Here is a 19670-nt window from a genome sequence, read left to right as displayed (position 1 = left end):
CGAGCGGTCAGACCGCCCGGTCGCGGCCCTCCCAGTACGGGTCGCGCAGCCGCCGCTTGTACAGCTTGCCGTTGGGGTCGCGGGGCATCTCCGCGATGAAGTCGATCGTCCTGGGCCGCTTGTAGCCGGCCAGCAGGCCCGCGCAGTGCGCCAGGATCCCGGCGGCGAGCTCCTCCCCCGGCTCGTGTCCGTCGGCCGGCTCGACGACCGCCTTGACCTCCTCGCCCCAGTCGGCGTGCGGGATGCCGAAGACGGCGGCGTCGGCGACCGCCGGATGGGTGAGGAGCGCGGCCTCGATCTCGGCGGGGTAGATGTTGACCCCGCCCGAGATGATCATGTCGATCTTGCGGTCGCGGAGGAAGAGGTAGCCCTCCTCGTCCAGCAGCCCGAGGTCGCCGACCGTGAAGAAGTCGCCGATGCGGTTCTTCCGCGTCTTGCCCTCGTCCTTGTGGTAGCTGAAGCCGCCGGTCTTCATCTTCATGTAGACGGTGCCGACCTCCCCGGCCGGCAGCCGGTTGCCGTCGTCGTCGAAGACGGCGAGCTCGCTGATCGGCCAGGCCCGGCCGACCGTCCCCGGCTTCTTCAGCCAGTCCTCGGCGGTGGCGAAGGCGCCGCCGCCCTCGCTGGCCGCGTAGTACTCCTCCACGCACTGCCCCCACCAGGCGATCATCGCCCGTTTGACGTGTTCGGGGCAGGGGGCGGCGCCGTGGATGGCGTGCCGCAGGGAGCCGACGTCGTACGCCGACCGGGTCGCCTCCGGAAGTGCGAGCAGGCGGTGGAACTGGGTGGGGACCATGTGGGTGTGGGTGCAGTGGTGGGCTTGGATCAGCCGCAGCATCTCCTGCGGCGTCCACTTGTCCATCAGCACCAGCGGGTGGCCGATGTGCAGCGAGGCACCGGCGAACTGCAGGACCGCCGTGTGGTAGAGCGGCGAGCAGACCAGGTGCACGTTGCCGTCGAACGGGCGGATGCCGAAGATGCCGAGGAAGCCGCCGAGGTGTGTCTCCTCGGGGGTCTTGCCGGGCAGCGGGCGGCGGATGCCGCGGGGGCGGCCGGTGGTGCCGGAGGTGTAGTTCATGACCCAGCCGAGGGTGCGCCCCTCGGGGGGTGTGCCGGGCCGGCCGTCGAGGAGTCCGCCGTACGGGCGGAAGCCGGGTACGGTGCCGACGGCGTAGCGGTGGGTCCCGGGGAGGGCGGCCTCGTCGGCCGCCGCGGTGGCGGCGTCGGCGAAGCGCTCGTGGGCGATGAGGACCTTGGCGCCGGAGTCGGCGACGATCCAGGCGATCTCGGGGCCGACGAGGTGGTGGTTGACGGGGACGAGGTAGAAGCCGGCCTGGGTGGCGGCGAGGTAGGCGGTGAGGAACTCGACGCCGTTGGGCAGGACCACGGCGAACGCGTCGCCCCGCTCCAGTCCGGCGGCGCGCAGGCCGTGGACGAGCCGGTTGGCGTCGGCGTGCAGCCGGCCTGCCGTCCACTCCTCGCCCTGCGGGGTGACCAGGACGACCCGCTGCGGGTCGGCGGCGGCCTGGGCCCAGAACCCGCCCGCGGGCTGCCGCCCGGCGCCGTTCACACTCCCGCTCCCGTTCGCGTTCCCGTTCCCGTTCGTGCCCGTCACGCTGCTCACGTGGGTCACCCCTCTCACACGGCTCGGCCGGCGATGCGGTTGATGCGGTCGACGGCCTTCTCGAAGCCGCGGGTGAGGTCGTCGAAGACGGCCTGGACGCTGCGCTCGGTGTTCATGCGGCCGACGATCTGGCCGACGGGGGTGCCGAGCAGCGGCTGGACCTCGTACTTCTGGATCCGGGAGAGCGCCTCGGCGACCAGCAGGCCCTGGAGGGGCATGGGCAGGGCGCCGGGGCCGTCCGGGTCGTCCCAGGCGTCGGTCCACTCGGTGCGCAGCTGGCGGGCGGGTTTGCCGGTGAGGGCGCGGGAACGGACGGTGTCGCCGGAGCCGGCGGCGAGGAGCTTCCCGGTGAGCGCGCGGGAGTGCAGGTCGGCCTCGGTGGTGGTCAGCCAGAGGGAGCCGAGCCAGACGCCCTGCGCGCCGAGGGCGAGTCCGGCGGCGATCTGCTCGCCGCTGCCGATGCCTCCGGCGGCGAGGACGGGGAGCGGGGCGACGGCCTCGGCGATCTCGGGGACGAGCACCATGGTGGCGATCTCGCCGGTGTGGCCGCCGGCCTCGTACCCTTGGGCGACGACGATGTCGATGCCGGCGTCGGCGTGCCGTCGGGCGTGCTTGGCGCTGCCGGCGAGGGCGGCGACGAGGACGCCGCGGTCGTGGGCGCGGGCGATGACGTCGGGGGGTGGGGAACCCAGGGCGTTCGCGAGGAGTTTGACGGGGTAGTCGAAGGCCACGTCGAGCTGGGCGCGGGCGACCTGCTCCATCCAGCCGGTGATCCGCCAGCCGGAGGCCTCGCCCTCGGGGAGCTCGGGGACGTGGTGCTTGGCGAGGGTGTCGCGGACGAAGTCGCGGTGCCCGGCCGGGATCATCGCCTCGATCTCGGCCTCGCCGATGCCGTCGACGGCCTTCTTGGCGGGCATGACGACGTCGAGGCCGTAGGGCTTGCCGTCGGTGTGCGCCTGCATCCAGTCGAGGTCGCGCCGCAGGTCGTCGGGGGCGGTGTAGCGGACCGCGCCGAGCACGCCGAAGCCGCCGGCGCGGGTGATGGCTGCGGCGACCGCGGGGAAGGGTGTGAAGCCGAAGAGGGCGTGCTCGACTCCCAGTCTCGTGCTCAGCTCCGTCTGCATGGGCGGCAGCATGCCGCAGCCCGGCGGCCGAGGGAAGGGGTTTTCTGATGGAGCGTCAGATTCTTTGACGGGTGGTCGGTGCGGGGCGTGCACCGCAGGCGGGCAGATACTTCGAGAGCCGATCGGGCGGACAGGAGGCCCACCATGGAGGCACGCACGGGGGACGGCACGGCGCACCGCGACCGGGCCGCGGAAGCACCCCCCGACCACGCCCGGGCTGCGGCCCGAAGCCACCCCGCGGGGCCCGGCGGCCCCGCCGACCACCCCCCGCAAGCCGGAACTCCGGCCCCGGCCGCCCGGGGCCCGCACACCGGAGCGCCCGGCCCGGGAGCCCGGCCCGGGAGCGCCGCCCCGGAAGCCGACACGGCCGGCGGCGGGCAGCACGACGACGAGGGCAGCGGGCAGCATCGTGACGGTGCGGGTGCCGGGGTCGGCGCCGGCGCCCGTGTCGGGTTGAGCCGGCGGAGGCTCGGGGGGCGGTTGCTGGCGCTGGGCGGGGTGCTGCTGCTGCACGGGGCGCTGCCCGGGGCCGCGGGGGCCGCGGGCAACCCGGCCGAGCGGCGGGCGCTCCAGGGGCTGCGCCTGCGGTACGGGTCAGCGCGCCAGGCCGGGCTGCTGGAGCGGCACCTGGAGCAGGTGGCGGAGGAGGCCCGGCGGTTCCTCGGCCCCTCCCCCCTGCACCCCTACTACGCCGGGGCGGTGGTCCTCGCCGGCCGCGGCCGGACCATCGCCCTGCACCGGGCGATGGGCTGCGCCGTGCGGTACGAGGACTACGACGGCCGGACCGACCTCGCCCGGGAGTTCCCGGCGGCGCAGCGCATCGCGATGGCGGAGGACACCGTCTTCGACCTGGCGTCGCTGACCAAGCTGTTCACCTCGCTGCTCGCAGTGCAGCAGATGGAGCGCGGCCGGCTGGAGCTGGAGGCTCCGGTGGACCGGTACCTGCCGGAGTTCACCGGCGGCGGCAAGGAGCTGATCACGGTCCGGCAGCTGCTCACGCACACCTCGGGGCTGCGTTCGTGGGCGCCGTTCTACAAGGAGCCCACCCGCGCGGGGCAGTTGCGGCTGCTGTGGTCCGTGCGCCCGCAGGAGCCGCCCGGGACGGTGTACCGCTACTCGGACCTCAACCTCATCACGCTCCAGCTGCTCCTGGAACGGATCACCGGTCACACTCTGGATCTCCTGCTCCAGGACGAGATCACCGCTCCGCTCGGGATGCACCGCACGCGTTACAACCCGCCGCTCTCCTGGCGGCGCGTCACGGCCGCCACCGAGGTCCAGCGCCCGCCCTGGTCCGGCCTCGACCGCGGACTGGTCTGGGGCCGGGTCCACGACGAGAACGCGCACGCCCTCGGCGGCGTCGCCGGCCACGCCGGCATCTTCGGCACGGCCTGGGACCTCGCCGTCCTCGCCCGCACCCTCCTCGACGGCGGGATCTACGCCGGCAAGCGCATCCTGCGCCCCGCCTCCGTCGAACTGCTCTTCACCGACTTCAACACCGCGTTCCCCGGCGACGACCACGGCCTCGGCTTCGAGCTCTACCAGCACTGGTACATGGGCGCGATGGCCACCCCGCACTCCGCCGGCCACACCGGCTTCACCGGCACCTCCCTCGTCCTGGACCCCTCCACCGACTCCTTCCTCGTCCTGCTCGGCAACTCCGTGCACCCCGTCCGCACCTGGCGGGCCGGCAGTGCCCCGCGGGTCGCGGTCGGCAACCGCTTCGCCCGCGCCGTCCCGGTCCGGACCCGGCACGGCGGCGCGGCCTGGTTCTCCGGCATGGAGCCCGGCGCCTCCGGCACCCTGACGCTGCCCCCGCTCACCCCGGCCACCGCCGAGGCCCGGCTGCGCTGCGCCGTGTGGTGGGACACCGTGCCCGGCGAGGGCGCCTTCCACCTGGAGGCCTCGGCGGACGGCACGGTCTGGGAGCCGCTGCCGTTCAGCACGGTCCGCAGCACGGGCGGCTCCCCCGAGCAGTGGCCGCAGGGCCGGGCCGACGGCTGGTCGGGCCGCATCTGGCACCGCCTGGAGGCCCCGCTCACCGCCTGGGCGGGCCGCCCGGTGCACCTGCGCTTCCGGCACGCCGCGACCGGCCGCTACGTGGGGCGGGGGGTGTACGTGGACGTCGTGCGGGTGGCGGAACGGGCCCGGCTGCTGTTCTCGGAGGACCGCCCGGCCGACGCCTCCACCGTCCGCGCGGTCGGCTGGACCCGCTCGGCCGACTAGCGCGGGTGCGGCGCCCCCGGCCCCCGGGGGCGCCGCCGCACCGGATCACGCTGCGGGCAGACCCGGCCCCCGCCCCGGACACCCGCTCACAGCTCCTCGCCCAGCGGAAGCCGCCGGATGCTCGGCAGGTACTCGTCGAGTTCTCCCGGGGTGAACCGGGACATGCCGACCACGTGCCAGAACTCGCCGGCCACATCGCCCTCGTACTTGTACCCGCCCGACGGGGTCAGCGTCGCCCAGCCGCCCGCCAGCCCCATCAGGGTCGCGCGCAGCGACGGCGCTCCCCCGCCCGCCGCCGGGAGGTTCCACAGCCGCACCGTGCCGTCCTCGGCGCCGCTGGCGAGGGTGGTGCCGTCCGGGGAGAAGGCGAGCGAGAGCACCCGGCCGGTGTGGCCGACGAGGTCGGCGACGTGCTCGCCGGTCCCGGCGTCCCACAGGCAGACGCTGCGGTCGTCGCCCGAGGCGGCCAGCAGCGGCCGGGCCGGGTGGGCGGCCACGGCCCACAGCCGGCCCCCGCGCCCGCGCAGGCGCAGGGCCGGCTGCCCGTCCCGCCAGACGATGACGGTGCCGTCCCAGCTCGCGCTCGCCAGCCAGCCGCCGTCCCCCTGCCCGTACGCGACGCCGTACACGCGGTCCGCGTGCCCGGCGCCGCCGCTCCCCCCGAGTTCCGCCGTGAGCCGGCCGCTCCTGGCGTCCCACACGCGGACGAAGCTGTCGTCGCAGCCGGTGGCCAGGGTGTCGCCGTCCGAGCGGAAGGCGATCGAGCGGACCCGGCCCCGGTGCGCGTCCAGGGTGGAGACGGGGGAGCCGGTGGGGCGGAACCAGACCCGGACGGAGTCGTCGTCGTTGGCGGTGGCGAGGAGGGTGCCGTCGGCGTTGAAGGCCTCCGCCCAGACGTGCTCGGTCTCGGCGTCGAGCTCGCGCATGTAGGTGCCGCCCGCCGGGTCCCACAGATAGACGTCGCCGTCGTTGCTGGCCGTGGCCAGGAGGGGTTCGACGGGGCTGAACGCCGCCGAGACCAGCCGGTCGCCGCGCCCGAGGAGCTCCTGGGTGCGCCGTCCGGTGCGGGTCTCCCACAGCCGTACGACGCCGTCGTTGCCGGCGGTCGCCAGCTGCGCGCCGTCCGCGCTGAAGGCGACCCCGCTGATCCGGCGGCCGTGGCCGCGCAGGATGCGCTTGCCCTGGCCGGTGGCGGCGTCCCAGATCTGCGCGCCGCCGTCGTTGCCGACGGTGAGCAGCTGGCTGTCGCCGGGCCGGAAGGCGCAGGCCCAGGCGGTGCCGCGGTGCTCGGTGGGCTGCTGGGGGTGAAGGGCGACCGTGTACCCGTGCGGGCGGGCGGTGACCGTCCACAGGCGGACCGTGCCGTTGCTGTCGCAGGCGGCGAGGAGCCTGCCGTCGTCGCCGAACAGCACCTGGTAGAGGGCGCCGGTGCTGCGTTCGAGGGTTCCGGCGGGGGTGCCGACGACGGGGTCCCACAGCCGCACCTGGCCGTCGGTGTCGCCGCTGGCGAGGAGGTTTCCGTCGGGGTGGAAGTCGAGGACGTACACGCGGCCGGTGTGTCCGGTGAACTCGTGCAGCAGCCGCGCGTCGGCCGTGCGCCAGACCCGGACCGTGCCGCCCTGCCCGGCCGCGCCCCGGTCGGCGGTGGCGAAGAGGGTGCCGTCGGGGCTGAACCGGGCGCGGTAGACGGCCCCCTGGTGGCCGTCGATCTCCCGGACGCAGCGGCCGGTGGCGAGGTCCCAGAGGCGTACCCGGGCGTTGGCGTCGCCGGTGAGCAGGATGCCGCCGGGGCCGTAGACGGCGGTGTAGACGGGGGCGGTGTGGCCGGGCAGCCGGTGCACGGGCGCGCCGGTGGCCACGTCCCAGACGGTGACGAGGCCTTCGCTGTCGCCGGTGGCGAGGAGGGTGCCGTCGGGGTCGAGGGAGAGCGGCCACACCCCGTCGGGGTGGATGTCCAGGCGGTGGCGGCAGGCTCCGGTCACCGGGTCCCAGAGCCGGACGACGCCGTCGGATCCGCCGGTGGCGATGACGTTCGCGCGGAACTTCACGGCGTACACGCGGCCTTCGTGGCCCTGGAGGGTGCGCACCGCGCGGCCGTCGTCGCCGCCGCAGACCAGGATGGAGCCGTCCTCGCTGCCGACGGCGAGGAGTTCCCCGTCGGGGCTGTACGCGATGGGTTCGGGGAGGCGGCTGGTGCGGACGCCGAAGCCGTACGGGACGCCGACCGCCGAGGGGCGCAGGCCCGCGTCGACGGGCATGCCGGGGGCGATCGCGGCGGTTCCGAGTTCGGGGACGGCCCGTACGTCGTCGTCCATGGTGACGTCGATGAGCGCGGCCCGGTGCCAGCGGCTGCCGGCCAGCCGGGCGCCCCGCAGGTCGGCGCGGGTGAGCCGGGCCCGGCTGAGGTTGGCGCCGGTCAGGTCGGCCCGGCTCAGGTCGGCGCGGTCGAGGCGGGCTCCGGCGAGCAGGGTGCCCTGCAGCAGTGCGCCGGACAGGTTGGCGCCGATCAGCCGGGCGTCGGTCAGGTCGGCGTCGGTGAGGTCGACGCCGGAGAAGTCGCGGTGCGAGAGGTCCTCGCCGGCCAGCCGGGCGCCGCGCAGGTCGGCGTTGGCGGGCACCCGGAGGCGGTCGCTGATCCGGACGGCGTTGGCGCGGGCGGCGTCGCTGACTCCGCGTCCGGGTGAGTCGAGGACCTCGCGGACCCAGCGGGCGCACTGCTCGTGGTCGGCGAGGTCGCAGAAGAACTCGACGGCGAGCTGGCTGAGGGGGCGGGCGGAGAGCAGGGCGTGCTGCCCGCGGGCGAGCTGGCGTGCGGCCTCGCGGGCCACCAGCCATTCGATGACGGATCCGTGGATGAACTGGAAGACGCCGTCGTCGCTGCGGACGAGCAGGCTGCCCGCGCCGACGGCCTGGGCGCGCTCGGCGGGGGTGAGCGGGGATTCGGTGAGTTCGCTGAGGGTGGCGGCCACGGTTTCGGTGAGCTCGTCCAGCCGGAGGGCGGTGCGGCCGGTCTCCCACAGGCGCCAGGCCAGTGCGGTGACCGCGGCCCACAGCTCGGCGAGGGTGAGTCCGGGCGGGGCGCCCGGCCCGCCCTGGCCGCGCGCCTCCTCGTACTCCAGCCAGGCGGTGAACACGTCCTCGTACAGGCGGGCCGGGCTGAGCGCGCGGCCGGCTCCGGCGACGGCCCTGAGCTGGTCCTGGCTGAGGCCGGCGACGAAGGAGAGCAGCCGGGGGTTGCGGCAGAGCATCAGCAGGTCGGGGATGTTCCGCAGGAGCCGGTAGCGGTGGTCGGCGGCGTGCTCGTCGCCGTAGCTGCGGCCGAGGTAGGAGCGGATCTGTGCCGGGGTGAAGCCCTCGACGGACAGGATGCGGCGCTGGGGCAGCAGTCCGACGCGTTCGCCGAGGGCGGTGAGGACCTGGGCGTGCGATTTGAAGTGCTGGGTGCGGCTGCTGACGACGATCTTGGCGCTGTCGACGGCGGCGTCGAGGAGGACCTGGAGGTGGTCGGCGGCGCGGTCGTAGCTGACGCGGTGGACGAGTTCGTCGAAGCCGTCGAAGAGGAGGACGACACGGCCTTGGGCGAGCATGTAGCGCAGTGCCCGCAGGTCGATGGTGTCGACGTCGTGGCCGGCGAGGTGGGCGGCGACCAGGCCTTCGAGGCTGTGGGCCCGGTCGAGGGTGTTGAGCGGGATGAGCAGCGGGGTCAGGTGCGGGAGCTGTTCGGCGATGCGGCGGGCCAGTTCCCGCAGGGCGAAGGTCTTGCCGTGTCCGAAGTCGCCGAGGAGCAGGACGAACCGGCCGTGGTCGGATTCGAGGAGTTCCAGCAGCTCCTCGACGAGGCCGTCGCGTTCCTGGCCGTCGGGCCGGTCGGCGTCGCGGTAGCGCTGGGGGAGGTAGAGGGAGGGCGGGTACTGCTCGCTGGCGACGAGCCGGGCGGTCTGGGCGGCGACGTAGCCGCGCAGGTCGAGCAGGCCCTGGAACTCGATGAAGCTGCGCACCCGGACCCGTACGCCGTGGCTGGCCGCGCGCTGGCGCAGGGCGCCGCTCGGCGCCTCGCCCCCGTAGACGAGGACGGCCTCGGAGCCGGGGTCGGTGGCGTGGACCTGGGAGATGAACCGGTCGACTTCGTCGTCGGCGGGGGTGCCCGGGTGGACGGCTATGCGCTGCTGCCGGACGACTCCGTCGTCGGATTCCTGCCAGGTGGCCATGATCTGCACCATGTCGCCGGGTTCGCGGCGCGGTACGTCGCGCAGGCGCACGCCTTCCCTGCGGACCCGGCAGACCTCCTTGACGCGCTCGGCGAGGGAGGCGGCCGGGTCGTCGAGGGGGGCCCGGCCCCGGTTGCGCTCGACGTGGATGACGGCGGGGAGTTCGGGGACGGGGAAGACGCGGCGGGTCTGCCGCCATTCGGCGGGGAAGTGCTCGCCGGCGCCGGTGATCCGGTCGTCCCAGCGGGTGGCGCCGTCGGCGGTGACCTGGAGCAGCTGGAACCGGGCGGGGGCGGCGGAGCCGTACAGCGGCAGCCCGCCGGCGGGGCCGGCGAGCTGGGCGCGGCCGGGCTCGGCGGTGGTGGTGCGGGGGCCGCCGGTCGGGCCGTGCAGCAGCAGGTGCAGTCGGGGCGCGGCGAGCCGGGCGAGGGTGTCGGCGTCCTTGAGCCCGCCGGGGCCGCCGACGGCGTCCCCGGGGCGGCGGCCGTCGGTGAGGGGGTGGCGGAGGGCGCCGATGCGGAGCCAGCCCTCTTCCTCGTACGTGCGCATGGCCTCGGCGAACCAGGCGGCCTGGTCGCGGCCGATGAACCCGTACTGCTCCTCGGGGCGGTGGCTGTAGGCGATGGTGGAGTTGAAGCCGGCGACGACGGTGCTCAGTTCGGGGACGGGGAAGAGGGTCCAGGGCTGGTCGCTGTCGAAGACGGTGTCGAGGCCCTGGTAGAGGCCGCGGAAGAGCCGGGTGTAGTGGCGCCATTTCGGCCAGTACGGCGGCTGCGGGGCGACCTCGTCGGCCTCGCAGGTGTGGAAGTAGGCCTGGGAGGCGGCCTGGTTCACGTCCTGCGCGCCGGGCACCACCATCACCCGCTGGGGGGACAGGTCGAGCTGGGAGCGCAGGGCGGTGAGGAAGCTGAGGGCCTGGTCGCATTCGCGGGGGCTGCCGGACGCGGTGAGGTCCCCGGTGACGACCATCAGGTCGGGGGCGGGTGCTCCGGCGTCCCTGAGCATGATGAGGTCGCCGCGGATCTGCCGGCTGAGCGAGTCGGGCTCGCGGCCGCGCCCGAAGTCGGGCCCGGCCAGGTGCAGGACGGTGACGGCGTCCCGGGCGCTGCCGCCGGCCGGGGAGGCCTGCGGGTAGAGGGGTGCCCTGGCCGGGCGGCGGCGCCCGGGCCAGCCGGGGCCGGCGAGCGCGCTCGGCTGCGGCCGGGCCGGGTTGGGCTGCTCCGGGCGGCGGGCGGGGGCGGACGGGCCGCCCGGGTAGCCGGGCCGGCGGCCGGGGCGGGCGTGCCCGTCGACGGCCTGCTCGACCCTGGTGAGCAGCAGGGAGCGGGCGGCGTCGGGGTCGGCGACGCCGACGAGGTCGACGTAGGTGATGGTGGCGAGGAGCCCTTCTATGGGCATCTCGTCCACGCGCACGGTGAGCAGGCGCCGCTCGGGCGACTCGGGCGAGGCCCGGAGGGCGGCCTGCCATTCCATGCGGCCGTAGGTGGAGCGCTCGTAGTGGCGGGACAGGACGGCGACGACCGCCACGGACTCGCTGACCCCGCGGTCCATGAAGTCGATGAAGTTGGTTCCCGGCACGAAGTCCCAGGCCTGGACGACCGTCCGGTAGCCGGCCTCCTCCAGGGTCCAGGCGATCCAGGCGGCCCATGGTTCGTCTGCCGGCGAGTAGCTGATGAAGAAGTCGAACTCTCTTGCGGGAGCGCCGAATTGCCCGTCCGTCATCATGGATCCATGGTAGGGCCGGGCGGCCGCGATCGACCTTGTTCCGGCAAGGAGGCCCGAGCGCCCGCCGACGGCCGCCGGGGCCGTCTGTCCTGATCCGCGCACGGCCTTCTGACGGTCCGGCGCGTGTGTGTGCGAGTCTGTTCGCCGTGTCTTTCCTCAGGCGTCTCCATGGACTCGACTGGCTGGCGGGCGGGCTGCTCGCGCTCGGCGTGCTCTGCGTTGCGACGGGCCTCCTGCCCACCGGCCCGGCCGGGAACGTGGTCGAGCGCATCGGCCCGCTGCTGGTGTTCCTCGCCACGGTCATCGTCCTCGCCGAACTGACGGGCAAGGCGGAGGTGTTCGACGTGGTCGCCACCTGGGTGGCGCGCGCGGGCCGGGGGAACTACCCCCTCCTGTTCGGGCTGTGCGTGGCGTTCGCGTCCCTCACCACCATCACCCTCAACCTGGACACCACGGCGGTGCTGCTGACCCCGGTGATGCTGGCGCTCGCGACCCGGGTGGGCATCGCGTCCGTGCCGCTGGCGATGACCACGGTCTGGCTGGCGAACACGGCGAGCCTGCTGCTGCCCGTGTCGAACCTGACGAACCTGCTGGCCGCGGACCGGGTGGCGCTGGCCCCGTCGGAGATGGCCGCCGCCATGTGGGCGCCGCAGCTGGCCGCCATAACGGTCACGATGGCCTGCCTGTGGGGCTTCTACTGGCGCCTGGGCGCCCGCGGCGAGCTCCGCTACGAGCCGCCTTCGCCGCCGAGTCCGGCGGACCGGGTCCTGTTCCGGGTGTGCGCGGTGGCGTGCACCGGGTTCCTGCTGGCCATCCTCGCCGACGTGCCGCTGTGGGCGGCGTCGCTCACCGCCGCGCTGGTGGTGGTGGCGGCCTTCGCGGTGCGCAGCCGGGACACGCTCCGCCTGTCCCTGATCCCCTGGCGGCTCCTCGTCCTCGTACCGGGCATGTTCCTGGTCGTGGAGACGGCCAGCACGCACGGGCTGCAGGAGATACTGGCGACGGCGATCGGCTCCGACAACGGCCCCATGGGGATGCTGCGGTCCGCCGCGGTCGGCGCCGGCTTCTCCAACATACTGAACAACCTGCCGGCCTACATGGCGGGCGAGGCCGCGATCCCCGAGGCCAACCACCAGCAGCTGCTGGCCCAGCTGATCGGCGTCAACGTGGGCCCGGTGGTCACGCCGTGGGCCTCGCTGGCCACCCTGCTGTGGTTCGAGCGGTGCCGCTGGCACGGCACGCGGATCGACCTGGGCCGCTTCCTCGGTACGGGGCTGGTGCTGGCGGTGTCGGGCACGCTGGCGGCCACGGTGGCCCTGGCGGCCACCGCGTAGGCCCGCACGGTGCAGCGGGTCAGCCGGACGTCCGCTCCACCGCGGCCCCCACCTCCCGCAGCAGGTACGCGAGGGTCCCGCCGCGCGCGGCCACGAAGCTGCGCCCGGTGTCGTCCCCGGCGAAGCCGGGCCGGAACTCCGCCCCGGACAGCGTGCGCAGGTCGACGCCCGCCTCGGCCGCGAGCAGCGCCCCGGTCGGCAGGTCGACGCCCTCGGCGCGGTAGCCGACGAAGGCGTCGATCGTGCCGCGCGCCAGCAGGCTCCAGCCGAGCAGGGGCGCCCACAGCTGCAGGACGCGCCGGCAGCCCAGTTCGAGCGCCCCGCGCAGTGCCGTGGCGGTGGCGTCGCCGCGGCCCACGGCGTACCCCTGGGTCCAGGCGACGACGGGCCCGGGGCGCGGGAGGATGGGGCGGGGGCCGGGCAGTGCCCCGGACGGCCCGTGCGCCCCGTGCCCCCTGACCGCGTGCCAGGTCTCCCCGGTGACCGGTTCGTGGACGACGCCCACGACGGGGGTGCTGCCGAGGCACAGGCCGATGCCCACCACGAACGCGGGCAGTCCGATCGCGACGTTGTTGCTGCCGTCCAGCGGGTCGACCAGCCAGGTGCGTTCGCCGGCGTCCCCGAGGAGCCCGGCCTCCTCGGACAGGATCCGGTCGTGCGGGAAGTGGTGCTGGATGCGGCCGAGGACGATTTCCTCGGCGGCGAGGTCGAGGTCGACCTGTACGTCGCCGCTGTCGCCCTTGGTCCGCAGGCACCGCGCCGTGCCGAAGCGGCTGCGCAGCAGGCCGCCCGCCTCCTCCGCCGCGGCGACGGCGACCTGCCGTTCGTGGTCGAAGTCAGGCAGCCCGCTGTTCGGCATGGATCCTCCTGAGGACGGCGTGGACGCTGCGCACGGTCAGTTCGGTGTCGCACAGCCGGCGGGTCGTACGGCGGGCGCGGCCGTCGACCGGCCCGAGCGAGAGGTCGGCCTGTCCGGGTACGGACAGGCCGTGGACCAGGGTGGCCGCGGGTTCCGGTCCCGCCAGGGCGGTGGCGTGGAACTCGCCCGCGGCCAGGGTGTACGTCTCGCCCCGGGAGGTGATGTGGGCGGGGCCGAGCTCGCCGCGCACGAGGAGCGGGGTGGGGCGGATCTCGTCGACGCCGTCGCTGCCGCTGTGCACCTCGAACACGCGGTGGGTGGCGTCCTGTTCCCCTTCGCCGACCGCCCGCACGCGTACGGGACGGTTCGCCACCCGCCCGTACAGCACGCGGCTGCGCAGTTCCCAGCTGTGGGCGTGCAGGGGGGACGCGCCCGGCTCGGCGCGGTCGCCCGCCTCGAAGAGGTGCACGCAGATGCCGCGGGGATCCTCTCTGAGCAGGGGGAGGCAGAGGAATCCGAGGGGGTGGCGAACCGCCCGTAACTGCCTTTCCCCGGAGGCGATCTCCTCCAGGGTGGCGAGTGTCCTTTCGAGCTCGTGGTCCATGGGGGCGCGCCGGAGCGCCTCACCTCCTGTAGGGGTCCTCCGCGTGCAGGGCCTTCTCGATGATCTTGCCGATGTCGCTGTCGGTGAAGACGCGCGGGAGCGGGAGCCGCAGTTCGTCGAAGAGGGTGCGCACCTCGTCGACGGTGGGCTCCTGGCCGAGCGGCGACGCGACGCGCAGGTCGAGCGCCGTGGCCTGCTCCCGGCTCTGGTGCAGCTCGGTGACGTAGTAGTCGTAGAGCGGCTGCCCCCGCTCCACGAGCAGGTTGACCCTGGACTGGTCGTCCTGGGTGATGACGAGGCAGGTTTCGGACAGGTCGAAGCGCAGGGTGGGCACGGCGGCCGAGAGGTGCACGCTGATCTCCAGCGTGGTCAGCTGCCGCTGGTACCAGCAGGCGGCGAGGACCGTCGCGTACGACTCCCGGCGGACCCGGTCGGTGGTCCACGGCTCGTCGCCGCGGCGCTGTCCGCCGAACATCTGCCGGAACCGGGCGTACGCGGCGCAGGCCCGCTCGTCGGCCGGGTTGACGATGTCGATCTTCACGTTGAGCTGGGACCGCTGCTCCTTGGCCGCGGCCACGCACAGGGGCAGGGTGACCGCCCGCAGGTAGGTCCCGGTGCCGCCCTTGAAGTACCAGAGGTTGGTGCGCTGGCGGGCCTTGCGCAGCGCCTCGCCGACCTCGTTGCCGGAGAGCGAGCGCACCATGGCGAGGTCCTCCAGGGCCCGCCGGGTGCCGAGCATCGCGTCCTGGATGGCGGCGGGCCGGCGTACGCGCTCCACGATCGACCCGGTCGCGAGCAGGCCGAGGACGACCAGGGTGGCCCCGGAGGAGACGTCGTCGCTGACGACGTCACCGAAGATCTCCAGGAACCCGACGCCCATGGCGACGCACAGGGCGACCACGACGTCGGCGTTGCGGAGCACCCAGGCCACGAAGCGTTCCAGCCGCCCGACTCGTGCTGCCATGCACGCCTCCTCCCCCGTCGGCTGTTCCGATGGTAGGAGATGCCGCGGTGGCGCCACCAGAGCAACTTCGCGTCGCGCAGGGGGCGCACGGCATGCGTGGGGCGGCGCGGCGCGGCGCCGGAGGGGTCGGTGCGGGCGGTCAGCGCCCGGGTCCGGGTCGGTTCAGTGGCGCACCAGGCAGAACGGGTGGCCCGCCGGGTCCGCGCAGACGCGCCAGTCGTCGGTGCCGGGGCGGGCGTCGAGGAGGGTCGCCCCGGCGGCGAGCACCTGTTCCTGGGCCCGGTCCAGGTCGGGGACGCCGAAGTCCAGGTGGAACTGCTGGGGGTGTGCGGGGTCGGGCCAGCGCGGCGGCCGGTGGTCGGCCACCCGCTGGAAGGCGAGGACGGTCCCGGCCGGGGTGTGCAGCGTCGCCCAGTCCTCGTCGAGCGACCACCGCGGGTCGGGCCGGTTGACCGTGCCGCCCAGCACGGACCGGTAGAACCCGGCGAGGGCGAGCGGATCGGGGCAGTCCAGCACCACGCACTGCAGTTCGGCGATCATGCCGCGATCCTAGGGGGCCGGGGCGTCGGTCGCCGCGTCGGGCGTCCGGCGTACGACGGCGGCAGTGCCCGTCGCGGCATAAGACCGCCCCCGCCGCCGTTGACGCCTGTGTCGATCCATGGCCGCACCCGCAGCGAAGGCAGGCAGGACCTCATGACGAGCACGGACATCGACTGGGACAACCCGAAGGACCCCCGGCCGGGCTGGCAGCTCGACCACGTCAGGCAGTACGTCGAGTCGAACGGGGCCGAGGGCCAGTTCTGGCGGGGCACCCAGACGCTCCTCCTCACCACCCTCGGCCGGGTTTCCGGCCACCCGGTGCGCACCCCGCTCATCTACGGCGAGGCCGACGGCGACTACCTCGTCGTCGCGTCCCGGGGCGGCTCCGCCGAACACCCGCTCTGGTACCGGAACCTGGTCGCCCACCCCGAGGTGCGCATCCAGGTCGGCCCGAAGATCATGCAGGGCAGGGCCCGTACGGCCACGCCCGAGGAGCGCGCCGCGTACTGGCCGGTCATGGTCGGGCACTGGCCCGCGTACGAGGACTACCAGGCGGCCACCGAGCGCGAGATCCCGATCGTCGTCATCGAACCGGCGGACTCTCCCGCGCGATAGCGGCGGCACACCCCGCGGCTCAGCGCCCCAGCGCCGCCATCGCGGCGTTGTGGCCGGGGATGCCGCTCACACCGCCGCCGCGCACGGCGCCGGCCCCGCACAGCAGGACGCCCGGGTACGGGGTCTCCACACCCCACCGGCCCGCTCCGGGGCCGGCGCCCGCGGCCCCGTCGCCGCCCTGGTGGGGCCAGGACAGCTCCCGGTGGAAGATGTTCCCGCCGGGCAGGCGCAGTTCGCGCTCCAGGTCGAGCGGGGTCTTGGCCTCGATGCAGGGCCGGCCGTCCGCGTCGAAGGCGAGGCAGTCGGTGATCGGCTCGGCGAGGTGTGCGTCGAGCTGGGCGAGGGTGGCGGTCAGCAGCACTTCCCGGGTGCCCTGGTTGTCCTTCTCGAACAGCCGCGCCGGCGTGTGCAGGCCGAACAGCGTCAGCGTCTGGTAGCCCTGCTCCACCAGCTCCGGGCCGAGGATCGTCGGGTCGGTCAGCGAATGGCAGTAGATCTCCGAGGGCGGTACGGAGGGCAGCTCGCCGGCCGCGGCCTCGGCGTGGGCCCGCGCCAGCTCGGCGTACCCCTCGGCGATGTGGAAGGTGCCGCCGAAGGCCTCGCGGGGGTCGACGGAGGCGTCCCGGAGCCGGGGCAGCCGCCGCAGCAGCATGTTCACCTTCAGCTGGGCGCCCTCGGCGGGCGGCGACGGCGGCTCCTGGCCGAGGAGTTCGGCCAGCGCCCGCGGGGAGGCGTTGACCAGCACCGTGCGCGCGGCGACCCGCCCCTCGCCGGTCGCCGTGCGGAAGACCACCTCGGCGGGTTGGGTCCCGGTGCCGTCCGTGTCGATGCGCAGGACCTCGTGCCCGGTCGCGATGTGCGCCCCGGCGGCCCGTGCGGCCCCGGCCAGCGCATCGGTGAGGGCGCCCATGCCGCCGACGGGGACGTCCCAGTCGCCCGTGCCGCCGCCGATGACGTGGTAGAGGAAGCAGCGGTTCTGGGCGAGGGAGGGGTCGTGGGCGTCCGCGAAGGTGCCGATGAGGCCGTCGGTGAGGACCACGCCCCGTACCAGGTCGTCCGCGAAGCGCTCCTCGACCGCCCGCCCGAGGGGCTCCTCGAACAGCATCCGCCAGGCCGCTTCGTCGCCGATCCGGTCCCGCAGCTCCGCCCGGGTGGGCAGCGGCTCGGTCAGGGTGGGGAAGACCTTCCCGGCGACCTGCCGGACCGTCCCGTAGAAGGCCCGCCAGCTGTCGTACTCCCGCTCCGAGCCGGTCAGCCGCGCGAAGGACTCCCGGGTGCGGGCCTCGTCGGCACCGACGAGCAGCCCGCCGTGGCGGCCGCCGCGCTCGACGGGGGTGTACGAGGACACCGCGCGCCGGCGGACCGCGAAGTCCAGCCCCAGATCGCGCACGATCTTCGCCGGGAGCAGCGAGACGAGGTAGGAGTAGCGCGACAGGCGGGCGTCGACGCCCGCGAAGGGGCGGGTGGAGACCGCGGCCCCGCCGGTGTGGCCGAGCCGTTCGAGGACCAGCACCGAACGGCCCGCCCGGGCCAGGTACGCGGCGGCGACCAGGCCGTTGTGCCCGCCGCCCACGATCACGGCGTCGTACACGTCCCGGCGGAGACCACCGCCGCCGTCGTCGCCGCCCCTGCCGCTGCCGCCGTCGCCGTGTACGTCCCGCCCGAAGGTCGTCATGGCTCTTGGTAGCACACCTGGGCGAGCCGCTCCAGACAGTGGGCCTCGTCGGCGTGGGCCGCGACCGTCTCCGGGTGGCCGTCGCCGAGGGAGCGCTCGCGGACGCCGGAGATCTCCCGGTAGAGGGGCAGCGCCTCGTCCCAGCGGCCCAGCCGGCCGAGGCCGACGGCGAGCTCGCGCAGGCTGACCAGGGTGTCGGGGTGTTCGGCGCCGAGCGTCCGCGCCCGGGCCCCGGCCACCTGCCGGGCCTCGTCGACCGCCTCCTCCCAGCGGTCGAGCCGGCCCAGGTTGACGCCGAGGGCGTGCCGGGCGCGGAGCGTCTCCGGGTCGGCGGCGCCGTACGCCCGGGTGCGGTCGCGGACCAGGCCCCGGAACAGGTCCAGGGCCTGGGCGACGCGTGCGGTGCGGGCGAGCGCGATGCCGACCTCGTAGCGGGCGGCGAGGGTGTCGGGATGGTCGCGGCCGATCACCCGTTCCCGGGCGGCGGCCACCTCGTGGAAGCCTTGGAGGGCCTCCTCCCAGCGTTCGAGGCGGCCCAGCGCGTACGCCGCCTCGTACCGGGTCAGCAGTGTGTCCGGGTGCTCGGCGCCGAGGACGACGGCCCGGTCGGCGGCCGTCTCGGCGGCGGCGTGGTGCGCCTCGGTGTGCCGGCCCAGCGCTCCGAGGGCGCAGGCCAGGTTGTGCCGGCAGTGCAGGGTGTCCCGGTGGAGCGGGCCCATGCTGCGCTCGCGGCCGACGAGCACCGCCCGGTACACGTCGAACGCCTCCTGGTGGCGGCCCAGCCGGCCCAGCTCGTACGCCGCCTCCTGGCGCGCGGCCAGGGTGTCGGGGTGGTCCGCGCCGAGGAGCCGGGTGCGGCCGTGGGCGACGGCCTCGTACGTGGCCAGCGCCTCCTCGGGGCGGCCGGCCCGGCTGAGGGCGAAGGCCCGGGCGTGGCCGACGGCGAGCGCGGCCGCGGAGCCGGTGTCGGAGTCGAAGCCGTCGGCACCGAGCGCGTCGAGCCCCGTGCCGATGCCGATGCCCGTGGCGGTGCCCGCGCCCGAGCCGTCGAAGAAGGTGCCGCGCGGCACCCCGTACGGTGCGGTGAGCCGCGGGTCCTCCGAGGCGGCCGGGCGCAGGATCCGCTGCCCGCCGCTCGTGCGCGCCGCCGTCCAGGAGCCGGTCAGCACGGCCCATTCGCCGCTCGCCGGGCGGGCGTCGATGCCGGCCTTGCGGCCCGCGCTCATGCCCTGCGCCCAGGCGGGCAGCGGCGGGGCCTGGCCGGGCGACGGCATGCCGGCGCGGAGGCGGTCCTCCACGAGCCGGCGGTGCAGGTCGCGGGCGTCGCCGGGCCGGTCGTCGGGGCACTTGGCCAGCAGTTCCAGCACGACCCGCTCGAAGTACTCGGGCAGCTCCGGGCGGTGCCGCCGCGGCGGCACGGGCACGTTGTCCCGGTGTCCGACCAGCACCGACCAGGAGTCGCCGAGGTCGAACGGCGGGGCCCCGGTCGCGATCTCGTACAGGACGCAGCCGAGGGAGTACAGGTCGCTGCGGTGGTCGAGCTCGCCGCCGGCGATCTGCTCGGGCGACATGTAGTGCGGGGTGCCCATGGCCATGCCGCCGCCGGTGAGCTTGGCGGTGAACCCGATGTCGTGGGCGAGGCGGGCGATGCCGAAGTCGCAGATCTTCACCGTGCCGTCGGTGAGCCGCATGATGTTGGCGGGCTTGAGGTCGCGGTGCACGACGCCCTGGGCGTGCGTGTACCCGAGGGCGGCGGCCAGCTGCTCGGCGATGTCGACGACCACGTCCACAGGGAGCGGGCTCGTCTGGTTCTCCTCCATGAGCTGGCTGAGGTTGCGGCCGTCGAGGAGCTCCATGACCAGGTAGAGCGGGCCCCCGGCGGCGCTGTCGTCGCCGAAGTCGTGGATGACGGTGACCCCGCGGTGCTGGAGGGAGGCGGCGACGCGGGCCTCGCGGCGGAAGCGCTCGCGAAGGACCTGGATGAAGTGGTTGTCCCGTTCTGCACCGAGCGGTTTGAGACATTTGACCGCGACGTGCCGACCGAGCGACTCGTCCCGGGCGCGCCACACTTCGCCCATGCCGCCGCGCCCGATCAGATCGAGTGACCGGTACCGGCCCTGGATCAGTCTGGACTCCGCCATGTCTTAAAGCCGCCCCCGTTGTCGTGCTACG

12 protein-coding genes are annotated in these 19670 nt (G+C 74.7%); 3 read left to right on the top strand and 9 right to left on the bottom strand.

The window, feature by feature from the left end; all coding sequences use genetic code 11:
* Positions 1–7 precede the first annotated feature (7 nt).
* Both ACIQUT_RS10095 and ACIQUT_RS10090 read right to left on the bottom strand, forming a co-directional pair.
* Positions 8–1570 carry an acyl-CoA synthetase gene (locus ACIQUT_RS10095; RefSeq protein WP_403561672.1) on the bottom strand — a complete coding sequence of 521 codons (1563 nt, stop codon included), beginning with the start codon at positions 1568–1570 and terminating at the stop codon, positions 8–10.
* Between the two features lie 68 nt (positions 1571–1638).
* Positions 1639–2748 (bottom strand): NAD(P)H-dependent flavin oxidoreductase, encoded by a 1110-nt coding sequence (locus ACIQUT_RS10090; RefSeq protein ID WP_403561367.1) that lies wholly within the window; start codon positions 2746–2748, stop codon positions 1639–1641.
* A 144-nt stretch (positions 2749–2892) separates the two neighbouring features.
* Here ACIQUT_RS10090 and ACIQUT_RS10085 point away from each other — a divergent pair, with 144 nt between their 5' ends.
* Entirely contained in the window at positions 2893–4974 is a 2082-nt protein-coding gene (locus ACIQUT_RS10085) for a serine hydrolase (RefSeq protein ID WP_403561365.1), read from the top strand.
* Between the two features lie 86 nt (positions 4975–5060).
* On the opposite strand, the gene ACIQUT_RS10080 is transcribed toward ACIQUT_RS10085, so the two are convergent.
* Positions 5061–10907, bottom strand: a complete 5847-nt coding sequence (locus ACIQUT_RS10080; RefSeq protein WP_403561363.1) for a TIR domain-containing protein — start codon at positions 10905–10907, stop codon at positions 5061–5063.
* Between the two features lie 146 nt (positions 10908–11053).
* Between ACIQUT_RS10080 and ACIQUT_RS10075 the strand changes: the two genes are divergently transcribed.
* Entirely contained in the window at positions 11054–12241 is a 1188-nt protein-coding gene (locus tag ACIQUT_RS10075) for an SLC13 family permease (protein ID WP_403561361.1), read from the top strand.
* Between the two features lie 19 nt (positions 12242–12260).
* Here ACIQUT_RS10075 and ACIQUT_RS10070 read toward each other — a convergent pair whose 3' ends face one another.
* The 4 genes from ACIQUT_RS10070 to ACIQUT_RS10055 all read right to left on the bottom strand — a co-directional run bounded on the left by ACIQUT_RS10070 (position 12261) and on the right by ACIQUT_RS10055 (position 15208).
* The gene (locus ACIQUT_RS10070) at positions 12261–13100 is read right to left on the bottom strand and encodes an inositol monophosphatase family protein (protein WP_403561359.1); all 840 of its coding nucleotides are present in this window, start codon (positions 13098–13100) and stop codon (positions 12261–12263) included.
* A complete protein-coding gene (locus tag ACIQUT_RS10065; protein ID WP_403561357.1) occupies positions 13078–13704 on the bottom strand; it encodes a hypothetical protein in 627 nt (208 codons plus the stop codon). Before ACIQUT_RS10065 ends, ACIQUT_RS10070 begins: the two co-directional genes overlap by 23 nt.
* A 19-nt stretch (positions 13705–13723) precedes the next feature.
* Positions 13724–14668, bottom strand: coding sequence for a hypothetical protein (locus ACIQUT_RS10060; RefSeq protein WP_403561355.1), 945 nt, complete (start codon positions 14666–14668; stop codon positions 13724–13726).
* A gap of 162 nt (positions 14669–14830) precedes the next feature.
* Positions 14831–15208: a VOC family protein gene (locus tag ACIQUT_RS10055; protein ID WP_403561353.1), complete on the bottom strand. Its 378-nt coding sequence runs from the start codon at positions 15206–15208 to the stop codon at positions 14831–14833.
* 153 nt (positions 15209–15361) lie between these two features.
* On the opposite strand from ACIQUT_RS10055, the gene ACIQUT_RS10050 reads away from it, so the two are divergent.
* Positions 15362–15823 (top strand): nitroreductase family deazaflavin-dependent oxidoreductase, encoded by a 462-nt coding sequence (locus ACIQUT_RS10050; RefSeq protein WP_403561351.1) that lies wholly within the window; start codon positions 15362–15364, stop codon positions 15821–15823.
* Between the two features lie 19 nt (positions 15824–15842).
* On the opposite strand, the gene ACIQUT_RS10045 is transcribed toward ACIQUT_RS10050, so the two are convergent.
* On the bottom strand, positions 15843–17498 hold the full coding sequence (locus tag ACIQUT_RS10045) for a phytoene desaturase family protein (RefSeq protein ID WP_403561349.1): 1656 nt from the start codon (positions 17496–17498) through the stop codon (positions 15843–15845).
* Positions 17495–19639, bottom strand: coding sequence for a tetratricopeptide repeat protein (locus ACIQUT_RS10040; RefSeq protein ID WP_403561347.1), 2145 nt, complete (start codon positions 19637–19639; stop codon positions 17495–17497). Before ACIQUT_RS10040 ends, ACIQUT_RS10045 begins: the two co-directional genes overlap by 4 nt.
* Between the last annotated feature and the right edge of the window lie 31 nt (positions 19640–19670).

Source organism: Streptomyces sp. NPDC090445, assembly GCF_044769385.1.
Classification (GTDB): Bacteria; Actinomycetota; Actinomycetes; order Streptomycetales; family Streptomycetaceae; genus Streptomyces.
Note: the sequence above shows the minus strand (reverse complement) of the source record. Positions and strands in the feature narration are given on the sequence as shown.